The 16,838-nt window shown below is 64.7% G+C and carries 17 protein-coding genes; 4 read left to right on the top strand and 13 right to left on the bottom strand.

Annotated features, from left to right (window positions below; genetic code table 11):
* Window positions 1-13 precede the first annotated feature (13 nt).
* The 3 genes from BEMPMBAN_RS08160 to BEMPMBAN_RS08170 are packed head-to-tail and all read right to left on the bottom strand — an operon-like array spanning window position 14 to window position 2,789.
* Window positions 14-1,243, bottom strand: a complete 1,230-nt coding sequence (locus BEMPMBAN_RS08160; RefSeq protein WP_159229855.1) for an acyl-CoA dehydrogenase family protein — start codon at window positions 1,241-1,243, stop codon at window positions 14-16.
* Window positions 1,240-2,406: a thiolase family protein gene (locus BEMPMBAN_RS08165; RefSeq protein WP_159229856.1), complete on the bottom strand. Its 1,167-nt coding sequence runs from the start codon at window positions 2,404-2,406 to the stop codon at window positions 1,240-1,242. The genes BEMPMBAN_RS08160 and BEMPMBAN_RS08165 overlap by 4 nt, the downstream gene beginning before the upstream one ends.
* Window positions 2,403-2,789, bottom strand: a complete 387-nt coding sequence (locus BEMPMBAN_RS08170; protein WP_159229857.1) for a Zn-ribbon domain-containing OB-fold protein — start codon at window positions 2,787-2,789, stop codon at window positions 2,403-2,405. Before BEMPMBAN_RS08170 ends, BEMPMBAN_RS08165 begins: the two co-directional genes overlap by 4 nt.
* Before the next feature lie 61 nt (window positions 2,790-2,850).
* Between BEMPMBAN_RS08170 and BEMPMBAN_RS08175 the strand changes: the two genes are divergently transcribed.
* On the top strand, window positions 2,851-4,422 hold the full coding sequence (locus tag BEMPMBAN_RS08175; protein WP_234897366.1) for an AMP-binding protein: 1,572 nt from the start codon (window positions 2,851-2,853) through the stop codon (window positions 4,420-4,422).
* Window positions 4,423-4,435: 13 nt separating this feature from the next.
* Here the strand turns inward: BEMPMBAN_RS08175 and BEMPMBAN_RS08180 are convergent, their stop codons facing one another.
* Window positions 4,436-5,029 (bottom strand): TetR/AcrR family transcriptional regulator, encoded by a 594-nt coding sequence (locus tag BEMPMBAN_RS08180; protein WP_159229858.1) that lies wholly within the window; start codon window positions 5,027-5,029, stop codon window positions 4,436-4,438.
* Here BEMPMBAN_RS08180 and BEMPMBAN_RS08185 point away from each other — a divergent pair.
* Window positions 5,006-5,716, top strand: coding sequence for a TetR/AcrR family transcriptional regulator (locus BEMPMBAN_RS08185; protein WP_159229859.1), 711 nt, complete (start codon window positions 5,006-5,008; stop codon window positions 5,714-5,716). The genes BEMPMBAN_RS08180 and BEMPMBAN_RS08185 overlap by 24 nt on opposite strands.
* Before the next feature lie 17 nt (window positions 5,717-5,733).
* On the opposite strand, the gene BEMPMBAN_RS08190 is transcribed toward BEMPMBAN_RS08185, so the two are convergent.
* From BEMPMBAN_RS08190 to BEMPMBAN_RS08230, 8 genes are all read right to left on the bottom strand, one after another.
* Window positions 5,734-6,735, bottom strand: a complete 1,002-nt coding sequence (locus BEMPMBAN_RS08190; RefSeq protein ID WP_159229860.1) for an alpha-ketoacid dehydrogenase subunit beta — start codon at window positions 6,733-6,735, stop codon at window positions 5,734-5,736.
* A gap of 10 nt (window positions 6,736-6,745) precedes the next feature.
* Window positions 6,746-7,756, bottom strand: a complete 1,011-nt coding sequence (locus tag BEMPMBAN_RS08195; RefSeq protein WP_159229861.1) for a thiamine pyrophosphate-dependent dehydrogenase E1 component subunit alpha — start codon at window positions 7,754-7,756, stop codon at window positions 6,746-6,748.
* A 41-nt stretch (window positions 7,757-7,797) separates the two neighbouring features.
* The gene (locus BEMPMBAN_RS08200) at window positions 7,798-8,376 is read right to left on the bottom strand and encodes a nuclear transport factor 2 family protein (protein WP_159229862.1); all 579 of its coding nucleotides are present in this window, start codon (window positions 8,374-8,376) and stop codon (window positions 7,798-7,800) included.
* Window positions 8,373-9,122, bottom strand: a complete 750-nt coding sequence (locus BEMPMBAN_RS08205; RefSeq protein ID WP_159229863.1) for an SDR family oxidoreductase — start codon at window positions 9,120-9,122, stop codon at window positions 8,373-8,375. Before BEMPMBAN_RS08205 ends, BEMPMBAN_RS08200 begins: the two co-directional genes overlap by 4 nt.
* Window positions 9,123-9,164: 42 nt before the next feature.
* Window positions 9,165-10,535: an aromatic ring-hydroxylating oxygenase subunit alpha gene (locus BEMPMBAN_RS08210; protein WP_234897367.1), complete on the bottom strand. Its 1,371-nt coding sequence runs from the start codon at window positions 10,533-10,535 to the stop codon at window positions 9,165-9,167.
* A 288-nt stretch (window positions 10,536-10,823) separates the two neighbouring features.
* Window positions 10,824-11,822, bottom strand: a complete 999-nt coding sequence (locus BEMPMBAN_RS08220; protein WP_159229865.1) for a hypothetical protein — start codon at window positions 11,820-11,822, stop codon at window positions 10,824-10,826.
* 36 nt (window positions 11,823-11,858) lie between these two features.
* Window positions 11,859-13,151 carry a cytochrome P450 gene (locus BEMPMBAN_RS08225; protein ID WP_159229866.1) on the bottom strand — a complete coding sequence of 431 codons (1,293 nt, stop codon included), beginning with the start codon at window positions 13,149-13,151 and terminating at the stop codon, window positions 11,859-11,861.
* A 41-nt stretch (window positions 13,152-13,192) separates the two neighbouring features.
* On the bottom strand, window positions 13,193-13,831 hold the full coding sequence (locus BEMPMBAN_RS08230) for a histidine phosphatase family protein (protein ID WP_159229867.1): 639 nt from the start codon (window positions 13,829-13,831) through the stop codon (window positions 13,193-13,195).
* A 434-nt stretch (window positions 13,832-14,265) separates the two neighbouring features.
* On the opposite strand from BEMPMBAN_RS08230, the gene BEMPMBAN_RS08235 reads away from it, so the two are divergent.
* Window positions 14,266-15,042, top strand: a complete 777-nt coding sequence (locus BEMPMBAN_RS08235; RefSeq protein ID WP_159229868.1) for an SDR family NAD(P)-dependent oxidoreductase — start codon at window positions 14,266-14,268, stop codon at window positions 15,040-15,042.
* A 65-nt stretch (window positions 15,043-15,107) separates the two neighbouring features.
* On the opposite strand, the gene BEMPMBAN_RS08240 is transcribed toward BEMPMBAN_RS08235, so the two are convergent.
* Window positions 15,108-16,031, bottom strand: a complete 924-nt coding sequence (locus BEMPMBAN_RS08240; protein WP_159229869.1) for an SDR family oxidoreductase — start codon at window positions 16,029-16,031, stop codon at window positions 15,108-15,110.
* 85 nt (window positions 16,032-16,116) lie between these two features.
* Here BEMPMBAN_RS08240 and BEMPMBAN_RS08245 point away from each other — a divergent pair, with 85 nt between their 5' ends.
* On the top strand, window positions 16,117-16,677 hold the full coding sequence (locus BEMPMBAN_RS08245; protein WP_159229870.1) for a TetR family transcriptional regulator: 561 nt from the start codon (window positions 16,117-16,119) through the stop codon (window positions 16,675-16,677).
* Window positions 16,678-16,838 lie beyond the last annotated feature (161 nt).

Below are 16,838 nucleotides of genomic sequence, written 5' to 3' on the forward strand. Positions count from 1 at the left end.
GTCACGTGGGCAGTCATCGTCGATCGATCTCGGAGAATGGGTGGCCCACGTCGAGGCGTGATTCGGCGGGCAAGCCCAGAACGCGTTCGGCGATGACGTTGCGTTGGATCTGATCGGTCCCACCGGCGAGGCGATATCCCGGCGCGCCAAGCACGTGGGCGGTCCAGGCGAACGCACCGTCGCCATGGTCGGCAATGGCGCCGCTGCCCAGCAGTTCGATCGCATATTCGCCGATGTCGACGAGCAATTCGGAGGCAACCAACTTGCCGACCGATCCGGCTGGTCCGGGCGCCTGGCCTGCGGCCGCGGCCCGGGCAACTCGTTCGCTGGTCGCAGCTCGCAACTCGGCCAACACATAGATGTCAGCGAGGCGTTGGCGCACGACCGGGTCAGAGAGCCGGCCGGTCCTACGCGCCACGGCGAGCAGGTCACCGAACGTCCCGCCCTTCTGTCGTGCCCCGCTGCCGGACGCCTGACGTTCGAAGGCCAGCGTCGCCTTGGCGACCTCCCAGCCCTGGCCGGTGTCGCCGATCCTCAATTCGTCGGAAACCGCTACCGCATCAAAGAAGACCTCGGTGAACGAGCTCGCTCCGCTCATTTGGCGAATCGGCCGAATGGTGATGCCGGGCGACCCCATCGGCACCAGGAATGCGGTGATGCCACGGTGCTTACCGACGTGCGGGTCGCTGCGGGCCAGGAGCAGGCCGAGATCAGCATGCCCGGCACCCGATGTCCACACCTTCTGGCCATGCACCCTCCAGTGGCCACCGTCGGACTCGGCGCGACATGTCAATCCCGCCAGATCCGAGCCAGCGCCTGGTTCACTGAAGAGCTGGCAAGCGAGCAGGTCGGTGCGCAGCAGCGCGCGAAGGTAACGGTCCCGTTGCGCCTGGCTTCCGTAGATGGCAACGGCCGACGCTACGAGACTCGTGGTGACACTGATCAGTTCGGTTGACGGAGGCACGGCGTAGTCGCGTTCGATCTGGCTGAATCGGGCAGCAAAGGACGCCGGCAGTCCCGCCCCCTCGCATTCGGGAGGAAGGGTCAAGGCGCCGTAACCGGCGTCGAACCGAGCCCGTCGGTAGGCACGCACGCGGTTGAGGATCTCGATTTCCTGGTCGGGGGTGACATCCCGGAACACCTCCAGGTCCGGGGTGTGGCCGAGGTCCTCGCGGCGCCCGACTTCGGCTTCCAGCCACGTCCGCACCTCGTGCTCCCACGTGGCTATGTCTGGCAGGGTCATGTCGACGAATCCACCTTTGTCAGAACAGAACACGCGGAGATTCCGGGTGCGCCGTACACGTGTGTGAAGCCGATCTGGGGTCGCGGGTGCGCGGGCAGGCCAAGTGCTCTGCCCTGCAGCTGACGCACAACTTCGTGGACTTGCCGTAAACCCGAAGCCCCGATCGGTTCACCGTTGGCAAGACAGCCGCCGTCGCTGTTGACCGCCAAACCACCCTCGGACGAGAGGCTGCCGTCGGCCAACAGATCGCTCTGCTCACCGTCCTGGCAGAGACCGGTCTCGGCCAACGAGATGATCGCCGACCCTGAGTCGGTGTCCTGCACCTGCGCGATGTCGACGTCTGCTGCCGAGATCCCCGCCGAGCTGAGCGCCGCAGCGGCCGCCGCGGCCGTCGGGCTTCCCGACCGACGCGGAGTCATCGACGGTGAATAGACCTCGAACGATTCGACACCTCGGGATCGCGCCGCGATTGCCGCCACCCGCACCGGCTGTTCGGACAGCTCGAATGCGCGTTCGCCACGCGCCAGCACAAGTGCCACCGCACCCTCGTTGGGCTGGCAAAACATCAACTGCGTCAGGGGATCTGACACCATCGGTGCAGCCAACACCTCCGCGGCGGTCAGCTTACGTCGGCGCCACGCGACAGGGTTGACGGCGCCGGCGCGACTGGACAGCACCGCCATTTCGGCCAGGTCGATTTCGGTCACCCCGTGGTCGTGCATGTATCGGCGGGTTCGCATGGCGAAGTACTGAGTGGTGACCATCAGACCCGACCTCGGGTACCACGGACCCAGCCCGTAGGCTGCCGCGTCGCTGTTGAACGCGCCACGCTCGTGCTTGTCAAACCCGACGACAACGGCCAGTTCGCCTTCCCCTGCAAGAAGAGCATTCGCGGCCGTCGACAACGCCAGGGCGCCCGTGGCGCATCCGTTGCGCACCGAGACGAACGACAGACCCGTCAGTCCCAAGCGTGACACGAGGGTGTCCGGTTTAGCGGTGTTGCTTCCGCCCACCGCGAGATCGATCTGTCGCCAGGCCAATCCGGCGTCATCGAGCGCCGACTTGACCGCAGCCGCGCCCATGTCGAGCCCGGTGACTCCCTGATGCCGGCCAAACGGGTGGATGCCCAGGCCCACAACGAAGACATCGTCGGCCCTGCTCATGCGCTGAACGCGTAGGACTGCATGTCGTCCGAACCGCCGAGCTGGCAGCTGACGAGGCGGACGGGCGTTCCGATGGACAGTTTGTCGAGTGGGCCGAGCAGCACCGATTCGACCAGGACGCAGTCCAAGTCCACGTAGCCGACCGCGAAGGGCATGAACCCCTCGTCGGCGACGACATAGGGCGCCTTCGGCGCGAACCGCTGAACCGTCCACGTCCATACGACGCCATGCTCGGGTAGTGCAAACCGCCGACTCTCGCCTTCCGCGCAATTCGGACACTGCTCACCCGGCGGGAAGTGAACATGACCGCAGTTCAGGCACCGCGATCCGGCCAACCGCAGCGGGTCGGTGGTCGCGAAGAGTTCGGGTGATAAATAGGCCACTAGCGAACCTCCAGTGCTGGCATGGCGCGTGAGTTACTGAGTGTAGTCTCTAGTAACACGGATGCGTTTGCAAGAACGGATCCTCAACAACGGAGGCGGTATGTATCTCGGTGGCATCTCTGAACGCAGCGTGAGTTCGCCCGACGACATCGCGCTCACCGATGGCACGACGACGCTGACCTGGACACAGCTTGCTGCGGCCGTTCGCGGCGTCGCCGGCCACCTGGCCATGCTTCCCGAAGGCGCCAGGCTGGGCGTCAGCGGTGAAAACGCGGCACCGACCCTCGTTGCACACGTGGCGGGTCTGGTCAGCGGTGTCGGCACCGTGGCGATTCACCGCCAGGCCACCCCCGCCGAACTGGTCCACGAATTGCAGACCGCCGACTGCCGGGCCGTGCTCGTCGGACCAACTACCGTCGCCGCCGCAACAGAAGTGGGCGGTGTGGTCGATATCGCTGCAGCTCATGGCGTCCACGATCCACCCGCGGGGTTCCTGGAGTGGCAAAAGTTCTGCGCGGGTACACCACCCGCAGTGGCTCTGGACGCACGTCCTGCACGTCCGCTGATGGTCTACACCTCGGGAACGACGGGCCACCCCAGCGCAACCGAGGCCAAGTGGCTGCCACCCCAACGCGCCACGTCGGCGTGGCAGTACCTGCGGGAACTGGCCGACCGTTCCACATTTCCCGCCGGTCCGCATCTGGTGGTGGGGCCGCTCCAGCACAACGGCCCGCTGACCAGTGTGCGGCACCTCATCGCCGGCGAGCCGGTGGTCGTGATGCCGCGATTCGACCCGGCGGAGGCCCTGATTCTGATTGCGAGGTACGGCATCACGTCCAGTGTCATGGTTCCTACTCACTTCACCAGACTGCTATCGCTGCCTGAGGACCTGCGTCGCGCAACCCAGGTGAGCAGCCTGAAGATGTTGGCGCACACCGGTTCCGCATGCTCGCGAGCGGTGAAGCAGGCGATGATCGACTGGGTCGGTCCGATCCTCGTGGAATCCTATGGCGGCAGCGAGATCGGCACCGTCGCTCGAATCTCGAGCCAGGACTGGAAATCGCATCCCGGATCGGTGGGCAAAGCCGTCCCACCGCTGCGGATCGCAGCCTTCGACGACGCCGGTGTCGAGCTCGGACCGGGCGCAGTCGGCATACTCGGGATCGAACTCAACGACGGGCGGGCCGTGCAATATCACGGCGACGACGAGAAGTCTCGGCGCGCCTACATCAAGCCGGGCGTGGCAACCCTGGGCGACATCGGCTACGTCGATGCGGCCGGGTTCGTCTACATCACCGACCGTCTGGCGGACGTGGTCATCTCCGGCGGTGTGAACCTCTACCCAGCAGAGTGCGAGAAGGTCCTCATCACCCACCCGGGCATCGAAGAAGTCGCCGTGATCGGCGTGCCGGATCCCGACATGGGCGAAGCGCTGCACGCGCTCCTCGTGCCCACCGGTGCGGACCTCGACATCGGCGAACTCGGCGAGTGGTGCCGCACCGAGCTCGCCGGATTCAAGTGCCCGCGAACCTACGAATTCGTGCCCCGGCTTCCCCGAAACGAGATGGGCAAGGTGGACAAACGCTCGCTGCGCGCCAACTATTGGGATGCCCGGCGCGCCATATCGGGTTAGCGGATTCGACGCGTCAAATCGGCGTGCTGATGATTCGGGCGCTCAAGCCCGCTACTGCAGTGCGGAAGTCATCCTCGCTGACCCCTGAACATTGCTCGTCGTTGGCCAACCAGGCACGCGCACAGACGTCGATCTGCGCCATCAGCGCCGCGGCGACCACCGACGCGTGCGGCAGCGGATACTGCGGTTTCGCCCTTCTCACCGCCTTGATCACATCGCCGAGCACGCTCTCGTTGGTGGTGCGGCGAACCGCCTCGACCGCAGTGCTCAACCCGTCACTGTGAGCGAACCAGACGGCCGCCGCGTCACGCTGGTCCTGCATCCAGCCCAACAGGTGTACGACCAGGTTGTGCACCGCCGCGTCATCGCTCTTCAAGTATGCCGACGCCTCCGCGGCGAAGTCCTCGGCGAAGGATGTCAGCCCGTGCAGGAGGATTTCCTCTTTGGTGGCGTAGTGGTAATACAGCGCCGCTGACGTCATCCTCGATTCCGCGGCGATGTCGGCGACGGCGATCGATTCCCGAGGCCTCGAAGCATACAGACGCAACGCCGCTGCCACGATCTCATGCTTGCGCGAAGGGCGATGGGCCGCGCGCTTAACTGTCATGGATCTATAGTAAGTCCGGACATCCGAGATCAACACGAGCGGAGGACGTCACTGTCTGCCCAACGCAAGAAAGCCGACGACGGCCGCCGTGCAGCGCATCGGCCCTCGCGCCGGCGCGACATCATCGAAGCTGCGGTTGCCGTCTTTGCCGAGAAGGGGTTCGCGGAGGCCAGTATCAACGACATTGCGCAGCGCGCAAAGGTCGTGCAGTCCGGAATCTACTATCACTTCGAGACGAAGGCCGACCTTTTCGACGCCGCGATCGAGGCCGTCTACGACAGCCTCGATGCCGCCGTCGAGGCTGCTCGCGCCGGGCACGCCCCGGGGTCTCCGGAGGAACTGCGCGCAGTCATCCACGCGGGCAACAGCTGGGCTGACGAGCATCCGCGGGCATCGAAGATGCTCTACAGCCAGCTACCGGGCGCCACCCCGCGCAGCGCCCAGTTCCGCGAGGAGCACGAGGCCCGCCACGCAGCAGCAGCGTTTCGCTACCTCGAGCGGGACGACGTCTCGGCAGATGACTCAGGTGTGAACAGCATCAACGACGTCCTGACTGCCCGCACGCTGGTTCATCTGATGATCTCGGTCATGCCCTTGCGCCTTGACGGAGGGGCCCTTAGCCGTCGGTCAGCACAGGCCCTGGAGGTCTCACTGCAGGCGGTGGGCCATCGCATTGTGTTCGATTGAACCCGGCACGTTGACCGTCACGGCCGCACCGCGGAGAGCACTGCCGCGACGATCTTGTCGTGCGTCGGATAACCCGAGAGAGCCGGCGAGAACGGAACTGGAGTGTATTCGGCTCCCAGACGCAGGACAGGAGCGAGCAGTTCGCCGAACAGCTGCTCGTGGATCTGGCTGCTGATCTCGGCGCCCGGCCCGCAGAATTGCGTGGCTTCGTGGACCACGAGGACTCGCCGGGTCTTGGTGACCGACTCGAAAATCGTCTCGAGATCGAGCGGATAGAGGGTGCGCAGATCGATGATCTCGCAGCTGATGTCGGCTCCTGCCAGCGTGCCGTGTGCCGCCAGGCATGGCCCGACCATGGAGCCGTAGGTCACGATGGTCACATCGGATCCGGTCCTGAGCGTGTTCGCCTTACCAAGCGGGACCTGGAAGTGCTCAACCGGGACTTCTTCGCTGACACTGAAATTGAGCCCCATGTGCTCGATGAACAGACACGGGTCGTCGTCAAAGATGCAGGATGTCAGCAGGCCCTTGGCGTCTCGCGGGCCTGATGGCATGACGACCTTTATCCCCGGCGTGTGCATGAACCATGCCTCCAACATCTGAGCATGCTGCGCACCGAACCTGCTGCCACCCACAGTTGTTCGCACTGTTATCGGAGCTGGCGTCGCGCCGCCCGACATATACCGCATCTTGGCTGCGTGGTTGATTATCTGGTCCATGGCCACAGTCATGAAGTCGAAGAACATGATCTCGGCCACCGGGCGATAGCCGACCATCGACAGTCCGATCGCCGTGCCGGCGATCGCCTGCTCGGAGATGGGTGTCGCCCGGACCCGGTGGCTACCGAACTTCGTCGACAGGCCTTTGGTGATCTTGAACACGCCCCCGATGGGGTCAGCGATGTCCTCACCGAGAAGGATCACTTTTTCATCGGTAGTCATGGCGCACTCCAGGGCCGAAGTCACCGCCCCCGCCAACTTCATCACCTCGAGTTCACCGGTTTCTGAAGTAAGGGTCATGGTCAGCTCCTCATGTGCGGTTCGGCGCGAACACGTCGGCGTAGAGCGCCTCGGGCGCCGGGAACGGGCTCGCCTGCGCAAAGTCGAACGCGTCTGAGACCGCTTCTTGGGCTTCGTGTTCAATCGTGGACAATTCTTCGTCGGTGAATCCGTGATCGTCGTGCAGCCAGGTTCGGAAGTTCGGCGCCGGGTCGCGCTTCATCGCTGCGTCCAACTCGTCGGCGGGAACGTAACTGAAGTCCGCGGTTCCCGTGTGCCCGGTCAGCCGGTAGGTGACAGCTTCGACGAAAACGGGACCTGCACCGCTCCTGGCAGCGGCAACAGCTCTGCGCAGTGTGCGCAGCGTCGCCATGACGTCGAAACCGTCGACGCGGGTGGCCGCCATGCCGTACGACGCCGCGCGCGCGGTCAGATCGACGTTGGCCGCATACTCGGCGATGGGCGTGTGCTCGCCCCACTGGTTGTTCTGGCATAGGAAGACCACCGGAAGCGACCACAGGGCGGCGATGTTCATCGCCTCGTGAAACGCGCCGATCGACGTCGCGCCGTCTCCGAAAGTCACGACGACCACCCGATCGTCGCCGTCCAGTTGGGCGCCCAACGCCAACCCAGCAGCAATCGGCAGCCCCGATCCGACGATTCCGGTGGTCGTCATGAAGCCCACGGCGCGGTCGTGCAGGTGCATTCCCCCGCCCTTGCCGTGGGACGTTCCGTCGACCCGACCGTACAACTCGGCCACGATCGCGCGCAGCGAAACACCCTTGGCCAGTGCGTCTCCGAGGTTCCGATACGTCGACACCAGCTGGTCGTCGGGCCGCAACGCCGAACTCAAGGCAGCGCACACGCCCTCCAGGCCCCGCACGGGATAAAACGCCGCCTGCAACCGGCCGGCCTTCGCCTCCTCACGGGCCTTGTCATCGGCCAGGTTGGTGGTGAGCATCAGTTCGTACATGCGGGCCAGAGCGGCACGCTCAGGGACGTTCTGGGCTTCCAGTTGCGGGGCCCCTGCAACAGTGGTCATGGCCTTCTCCTCGATCGAATGCGAATCACGATGTGCAAGTGTCATATCCATCCTGATGTCAGAGTGCCGTTGCGCCGGTCCCGAGGACCCAAGCCGGTCAACTCGCCGTCATACAGCGCTCTGACCACCTGGGGCACCTCACCGGCGTAGAGCTCTTCGCCTTCGATACGACCGGCGGCATCGACGGGCCACAGCACGACACACTTGTACTCGACGAGATACCAATGGTCAGCGAGAATCGCTTCGCCCGTGGGCAACTCGTCGTGCGGCAGCACCACCCCCGGATACGCGAACACGAAGTGTCCTTCGGTGACGACGCAGCTGCGGTCGGCGACCACGCGGCTCACCCGGTACTCCAGCCGGTTCTTACCACTTGTAACCAGGTTCTCGTAGTTGGCGCGGACCTCGTCGTGTCCCTGCGGCCCAACACTTTGTGATGCTCCCCAGACGTGGTAGATGGGCTCGTCGACGAGGGTGGCCATCAGCCTGTCCAGATCACCGGCAATCTCCGCATCGACATGCTCGGCAACCACCTGCAAATTGCGGCAGATCACCGGGTCGTCCGCATCGGTGATGGCCAGTGCGAGAGCGTCCGCGGTGGAACTCGGGGGCGCGCTCACAGGGCGCTCCGCAAGACCCGAGTCGGGTTGGTCTTGTCGAGTTCCAAAGACCAGATCTGACCGTTCTGATCTCCCGCGACAAGGTCTTCGATCGCTTCGGCGACCTGTCCTGCGCTCAGTAGCGGCTGCGAAAGGCGCGGTGCCAACCACGGGGCCACTCCGTTTTCGCCGGTGTTGTCCAACATGGGTGTCCGGACCACACCGGGCAGGACGGCGTTGACCCGTAGCCCGGGCAACCCGGCGGCGGCTGCCGACCGGGTGAACGCGACCACGCCCGCTTTGCTCGCGGCGTAGGCCGGATCCGGCGCGTGTGGGCGAAGCGCCGCAGCCGAGGCGACGTTCACCACAGCCATCTCGGTAGTGGCGCTCCGCCGGGCGGCAAGAGTCGAAAACACCAGGGTTCCCAGGGTATTGACTGCGACGACGGTGGCCATCCGATCGAGGTCGCCGGCGGGCCACGGTGGGCCTCCCGACACGATGCCCGCAGCGTTCACCACGCCGACGAGCTGGGTATCGTTGTCGTCGAGCGAATTGAACAGGTCGGTAACCGCCTTCACATCGCTGACGTCGACGTTGACACTGCGGTGACTACCAGGAGCTAACTCCTGCAAGACGGGCGCGGTGAGGCGATTGTCCCGGTCCGCGAGAACGATGGAGGCGCCACGTCGGGCAAGCAGACGAGCTGCGGCGCTTCCGATCCCGCCCCCTCCCCCGGTGACGATCACCGTCTTGCCGTGCAACTCCATCGTTCCTCCGTCTGCGTTGCCATCTTCTGTGCGTTGACCTGTTCAGGTCAGCTCGGGTATCCATTGCTCGTAGAGCTCGTGAAAGTGCCTGATCTTGCCCTCCTGATAGGTGGCTAGGTTCACAGTGCGACGCTGGGTGCTGCGCAGACCGCGCTGCACCGCTTCGAGATTGAACTCGTCCTGATCGAAGACGCGGGCCAACGACCCGAGGACATCAATTGCGTCCCGCCACGGGTCCTGGGCACCGAGTCGCACCTCGGCGGCCGGGACGGGCCGAGCACCCGAAAACGGAGCCAGCAGCATGACTTCCATGACAGAGCTCTGATGGTCGTCGCCGTTGGGGCGAAAGCGGTAGAAGATCTGGTTGTAGGCAGCCCACGGGTGAACGTTGGGAAATATATTGACGAAGTAGCTGTCGACGAGTTCTGCCTCGCTGAGGCCGTCGACGGCATCACCGAGGCTCGGCCGCAATGCCGCCGAGGCCGCATCCGCAAGAGCGTGGCGTGCCCGGCCACCCTCGCCGAGCGCGAAAAGGGCGGGATCGTCCTGACGAACATCCAGTGCCGAATCGAGCTGTTGCTGCTCGGTCGGGGTCCAGGCAAGCAGGGGGCTGGGCACCCCACGCGGGCTCAACGCGCGGGCGACGTTGCCGAAGACGTCGTACTGACTGTTGGCATCACCGAAGCCGGGCAGCAGCTGCGGATGGGTCGTCACCACGTGGTAGCTCTCCATGAAGGCTTCCTGGACGACCTTCCAGTTTGCGTTGATCACCTTGCTGACATGGGCCTTCGTATAGCGATCGTCCAACGGCCAGCGCGCAAAGAGTTCGGGCAGCACGCCGAGGTAGTCGGCCAAGGGCTCGCAGTCGATGTCCGGGTTGATGAAGACGAATCCACCCCACTCGCCGACCCGTATTCGGGGCAGCGACATGGATTGCGGGTCCAGGTGCGGGAAGTCCCACGCACTGGGGATTCGGCGCAGCGCGCCCTCCAGCGTCCAGCAGAATCCGTGAAAGCTGCACTGCAACTCCGATACCCGGCCTGGGCCGTCCCGGAGGGCGCGGCCACGGTGCAGGCAGGCGTTGGGGAACGCACTGATGCCGTCGGGTCCGTCGGCCGCGCGCACCAACAGATACGACTTGTCAGCGATGTCGTAAACCACCGTATCGCCGATATTGGTCAACTGCTCAGAGCGGCAAGCGATCTGCCATACCCGTGACCAGAGATACCTCTTCTCCAACTGATGCGCCTCGGCAGACAGGTACCGCGAGACCGGTACTTCCACCGGGCCGTGCCGGTCAGGCGACTGCCACCGGTACGTTGCCGGCGGTTCGCTGCGGTCGGCGTCGAGGATCTCCTGGTAGCTCATTCCTGTCGCGTGCGCGCGCCGCACGGACGCACTCTCAGTCGTCACGAAGCCTCCATTGCCGCTGGGGTCGGAACCACGAATCGCCGGCTACGCCCCGCCGCACCACCGACGGCGGGGCCTCCGCTTGCGATCCACCGGCACATCTCGGGGTCGGCATACCCGAGATCACCGGCAACGGGCCGTCCGTCTCGGTCGAATCGACCGCTGACGCCGTTGCGATCGGTGACCATGACCGGGCCGATACCATCGTCGGGCCACTCGTATATCCATCCGGTGAACGGGTGCGCCAACCTGCGCATCTAACCCCTCCGATCAGTTGACGGCACGCGCTGGTTATGGCTGCCGGAGAAGACCTTCCGAGGTGATCCGGTCTGCGAAGCACTCGAGCCAGGTCCAGCCGCCAACGATCGCGCGATCGTCGCCCTTTCGGCGCGTGGTACCGCCCTGCGCTCGGTAGCCGCCCCACCGCGCGTTGTTGAAACCTGCCAGCGTCTGCGTGGGGTCTCCGGTGAAGGTCCACGTTCCCGCCGGACCACAGTCGTAGTCCGCCTCTGCGACGTACCCTTCGTCGTCGAGCGTGAAGTCGCCACGCACGTCAGTGCACATCGCCAGTTCTTCGTCGTTGGCCATCACCGCTCCGACCGACCAGTCCTGCCGACCGCGGACGATGTGGCCCCACTCCACCGACCCGTCTTCGAATTTGTTCGCGAAGACGTTCCATGAGACCTGAAGGTCTGTGTACCAACGGTATTCCTTCCACTCGACGCCGTGGCGGAAGTAGAGATGGTCGAAGAACAACGGGCCCTCGCACTTCTCACCGAGGATGGTTCCCGTCACCCAGTAGGGCTGGCTGGCGTAGGCCAGCGGTTCGTCACGCATGGGTGCGTAGAACTGCACGCCGTAGGCGGGACGGGTGCCGGACAGGTCGAGCGCATCGCCCTCGCTCCAGGTGAGGACGTCATCGGTGATGGTGAGGTCGATCGGCAGTTCAGCGCTGTCGTGCAGCATTCCCTTGGAGGCCCAATGGCGCTTATCCGGCTCGAATTTGCGCACCAGTTCGCCCTTGGCGGTGCGGCCCGACTCCGGTGCGAGGTCCATCGTTCCCGACCTGTTGGTAAGCACGTAATTGCCACCGGACATCGGCCCGATGAACTTGCGTTCCAGGACGTAGGTGACACCGGACTCGCTGGTGAGGCCCCCATAGAGGTACTGCGACTGCAGCGCCACTCCGCAGAACGGCTGATCCGGCATCAACAGCGCCAGGTTCGGTTCGTAGCTTGCCGCCACGTTTCGGAAGTGGAAATCTCCCAGGCTGGGCTTCTTGTCAGACATCGCGCTTCTTTCGTTGGTTGGGAACTTCTATTCCGCTTACTCGGCGTGCTGCTCGGTCTTCTTGAACGCCAGCGGGACGGTGAGCGGCCCGCTGAGAACAAAGCTGGGTTTGTAGGTCGGAGTTGCGGTGAGCCACATATCGTCCATCCGCTGGCACAGTTGGCGCAGCGCGATCTCGGTTTCCAGCCGCGACAGGCGCGCTCCGATGCAAAAGTGCAAACCGTGTCCGAAGGCCAAGTTCTGCATCGGTTTACGGTCGATGCTGAACTCGTGCGGGCACTCGAACCGCTCGGCATCCCGGTTGCCGGAGGCGTACATCAGGACCACTGTGGCGCCCTCGGGGATCAACGTGCCGGCGACCGTAACGTCGCGACGTGCGATCCTGAACATCCCCTGAGCAGGTGAGGACAGCCGCAACAGTTCTTCGATGACAGCCTGCGTCGCCTTGCGGTCGTTGCGGATCGCATTGCGCAACTCGGGCTTGTCGCTCAGTTCGATCACGGCCGAGGCGAGCAATGCTGTCGTCGTCTCATTGCCCGCGACAAGCAGCTGGTGCAAGATGCTCAACATTTCGGTCTCGTCCAGGGGCCGCCGGTCTTCGATGTCGTCGTCGTCGGCGGCGATTTTGGCGTTCAGCAGATCGGTCAAGAAGTCGTCACGCGGATGGGACCGTCGATCTTGCAGCTCGCCGGCGAAGTACCGTTGGAACTGCACCAGACCCCGGGCGGCCTCCAATCGCGCGTCGTCGCCAGGGTCGGCCCCGATGGCCGCCGTCGCATGATCGGTCCACGCCTTGAAGTCACGTTCACGTTCGGCTGGGACCCCCAGCGCGAAGGCGATCACGCGAACCGGTAGCGGTACGGCGAACGCGGAGACGAACTCGACTTCGCCGGCATCAATGAAGCCGTCGATGAGGTCGGCACTGATGCGTTCGATGTCGGCGGCCCAGGAATCGATGCGCCTCGCACTGAACGCTCGTGTCGTCAGCCGGCGAAACCTGCTGTGTGCCGGGTCATCTCGGGTCAACATCGTCGGCACCTGGGGGTACCCGGTGGCGCGGATGGCAGCGAGCTCGTCAGAGATCTCCGAGGAACCCTGCCCGAGCGCGATGCCGGGGCTGACGAACTCGTTGCTGAACGTCGCTGTGTCGCGCGCGGCGGTGATGATGTCGTCGTAGCGGGTTATCAAGAAGACGTTCGTGTCGGGAAGCTGGTAAACCGGCGACTCGACACGCATCCGCGAGTATGCCTCATCGGTGGTGTGGTTCGCCGCCGCGGCATAGGGGTCGAACGACCAAGTAGCTGAGGCGGCGGCCTCGATATCCGACAACGATCTACCCACAATCCTTAGTAACTGGGTACTGACTACAGTTACTCGAAGTCTTGCAGGGGATCCACCCGAGCGCAAGAGGCATTCTGGGCCTCATGCATTCCGCCGACTCGCCACCCCAAATCTTCGTGTGTGATGACGATCGCGTCGGTGTTTCCGACATCACGGTTGACGTCGAGCACACCTGCAGCGCCGCGGACCCTGATCAAGCTCCAGGTGCGGATGGCCCCACCGTGGCTGAATACCGCCACAACCCCACAGCCCGCCGCACGTATCCGGTGCAAGGCCGAGTCGTATCGGGCAAGAAACTCGTGGCCGTTCTCACCGCCGGGCATGCGGCGCGACAGCCTCCCCTGCACCCAGGCCTCAAGCACCGCAAGGTACTCAGCGACCGCGCCTGAATCCCCGCGCATTTCCAGCGTGCCCGCCGAGATCTCACCCAGCCCGGAATCGACCTCGACGGTGATTCCGCGGACTCGCGCCAATGGTTGCGCAGTCAAGGCCGTTCGAGCATGAGTCGAAGCATAAATCGACTCAATGCGCTCACCGGAAAACGTTTCGACCAGAGCGTGGGATTGCCGATACCCCACGACTGTCAGCCCAGGACCCGGAATGCCGGTATCGATGAGACCGGCGACGTTGGAATCGGTTTCGGCGTGACGAACCAGCAGCAACCGCATGAACTCCCCGCACTCTTCGCAAACCGGACTGGGACTTACTTTAATTGCTGATCATATACTTGGGCCTGACTCACGAGAGCCCGCCGCTGTTTCGGGGATCGACCGGGGCTGGACCGACCACCGGTCTTGCGGGGTAGGCCGAGGCACACCGACACCCCCTTCGCCCGCTCAGCAGCGCCGACATGTTCGTCGACAATTGCCCCAGTTCTGAGCCCGTCGTCTCAGCGGTTTCCGCGACCGTGGCCGTCCTCGCGTGCATACCCGCGCCGTTCGAACGTGCTGCGTCGCGTTACGCCGAGCGGCGGGGCGGGGCTGGCGACGACCAACCACCTAGGCAGCAGACCGGCATTCTCAACGTGGGACGCTGTGAACCGGTGGGCGGGCAGAACAGAAACCGCGGACGCCGGACCCAACGTCTCCTCTACACTCTCGCTGTGGAAATCAACGGAACCAGCGCGATTGTCACCGGCGGAGCATCCGGTATCGGCGCGGCGACAGCCCGACTGCTTGCATCCCAGGGAGCCCGCGTTGTCATCGCCGACATGCAAGCAGAACGCGGCGAGGAGCTCGCACACGAGATCGGCGGCGCGTTTGTCAGTGTCGACGTCACCGACACGGCTCAGATCGAAGACGCGGTGAACACCGCCGTCGACCTCGGACCTCTTCGAACGCTGGTCAACTCGGCCGGAATCGGTTGGGCGCAAAGGACGATCGGTAAGGATGGCGAATTCGCGTCGGCGCACAACCTCGATGCCTACAAGAAGGTGCTCGCCATCAACCTGGTCGGCACGTTCGACTGCATCCGGCTGGCAGCGACGGCGATGAGCCGACTGGATCCCACCGATTCCGGCGAACGTGGCGCGATCGTCAACATGACCAGTGTGGCGGCTTTCGACGGCCAGATCGGCCAGGCGGCCTACTCCTCGTCCAAGGGCGGCGTCGTCGGGTTGACGCTGCCGGTGGCCCGGGACCTGTCTGCGGTGGGGATCCGCGTCAACACCGTCGCGCCGGGCCTGATCGACACCCCGATCTACGGTGAGGGCCCGGACTCGGAGGCGTTCAAGGCCAAGCTCGGCGAGTCGGTCCTGTACCCCAAGCGGCTCGGTAAGCCCGAAGAACTTGCCTCGATGGTGGTCGAACTGATCACCAACTCCTACATGAACGCCGAAGTTGTCCGCGTTGATGGCGGAATTAGGATGCCACCCAAGTAGTTCGCCCGCGGCTCACCTGGGCGGCGGGGCGCGACACCTGGGGGGCGCCCCACCGGCCGTTCGACCTACACGTCCCTGGCGAAGTAGCGCCCGGCCCTCAGGTCTTCGAGCAGGGTCGGCCGCTGGGGGTCCCAGTCCAGCAGCTGCCGAGTGATCTGGCTCGACGTCGGATTGTCCAGTGAGGCAACCCAACCGATGAAGCCCAGCTGGCTCGAGGCTTCCTCCGGGGTGACACTGACGGTTGGTACGCCGAGTTGGTCGCCGATGACCTGGGCAATGTCCCGGAACGGGATGCCCTCCTCGGCGGCTCCGTGCAGCCTGGAACCGGCCGGTGCGTGCTCCAACGCCAGTCGGTACAGGTGTGCCGCGTCGACATTGTGCACGGCGGGCCAGCGATTGGCTCCGTCGCCGACATAGATGGCCTGCCCCGTCTTTCGCGCATTCTCGATGAGTGTCGGGATGAACCCGTGAAGATCGGTGGGTCCGTGTACCGTTGGCGCCAGCCGGATGACCGAGGCGCGCACTCCTCGGGCGGCGAGTGCGAGGGTGGCATTCTCCGAAGGCGCACGCGCGCCCTGCGCGCTGGGTTCGCTCTCCTCCGTGCCCACCGTGCCCACCGTGCCCACCGTGCTGAGCGGGCCGGTGGCCAGCATCGCGGTCCCGGAGGTCGTGAGGAACGGCTTGCCGGAACCGACCAGCGCCTCTCCCATGGCCTTCACCGCCTCGAGGTCAACCTCGGCGGCACCGGTGTAATCGTTGAAGTCGTGTTGGAACGCGAGATGAATGACGCCGTCGGCCTCACTGGCGGCGCCGGCCAGCACATCAAGATCGTCCAATGTGCCGCGGACCACCTGGCCTCCGGCCGCCGTCACCGACGCCGCAGCCGCGTCGGAACGGGCCAGACCCGAAACGCGATGACCGTTGTCGAGCAGCTCGCGAACCACCAGCGAACCGATATGTCCCGACGCACCCGTGACAAAAACGAGCATGTGACGTGTCCCTTCTTTGGCATGTCAGCTACTGACATCAGTTTACATTTGATGTCAGCGCCTGCCATCGCCGTATTATTCCCCCATGGGCCGATGGGAGCCGGATGCGCAGGGACGGCTCGAGCGTGCCGCGCTCGAGCTCTACGCCGAGCGCGGGTTCGACCACACCACCGTCGCCGAGATCGCCCAGCGGGCAGGAGTCACCGAACGCACCTTCTTCCGGCACTTCACCGACAAGCGCGAGGTGCTGTTCCGCGGCGACGAACTGGCTCGCAGCATCGCCGACACCTTGACCACCATGCCCGAGTCCTTGGCTCCACTTGCCGCCGTCACCGCCGCGTTCGAATCGACTGCCGATTTCTTCGACGAGCGCCGACCGTACTCAAAGAAGCGCCAGGCCGTCATCGATGCCAATCCGGCGCTGCAAGAACGCGAATCGATCAAGCTCGCGTCGATCGCGACACTGATCGGAGAAGCGCTCCGCGGTCGTGGCGTCCCCGAACCCGCGGCCAGCCTGACTGCGGAGGCAGGCACTGCGGTGTTCAAGGTCGCCTTCGTGCGCTGGCTCGACGACCCCGCGGAGCGCAGCATCGCCGTGCACATCCGTGAGACGGTCGCCCAACTCAGGGCGGTGACCGCCGGATGAAAATCCCCCACCCAGCCAAGCGACTCGAACGCGAGAGGCTAGTCCGCCGCGTGCGTGCCGTTGACGACGAGCGCCGAGTGAGCCCAATATCTCAACCAGGTCGACGCCTTCCACCTCAACAGCGACACCAGCCGGTTCATGCGCCTACCGTTTGCGCCGGT

The organism is Mycolicibacterium austroafricanum (assembly GCF_902705885.1).
In the GTDB taxonomy this organism is placed as follows: domain Bacteria; phylum Actinomycetota; class Actinomycetes; order Mycobacteriales; family Mycobacteriaceae; genus Mycobacterium; species Mycobacterium vanbaalenii_A.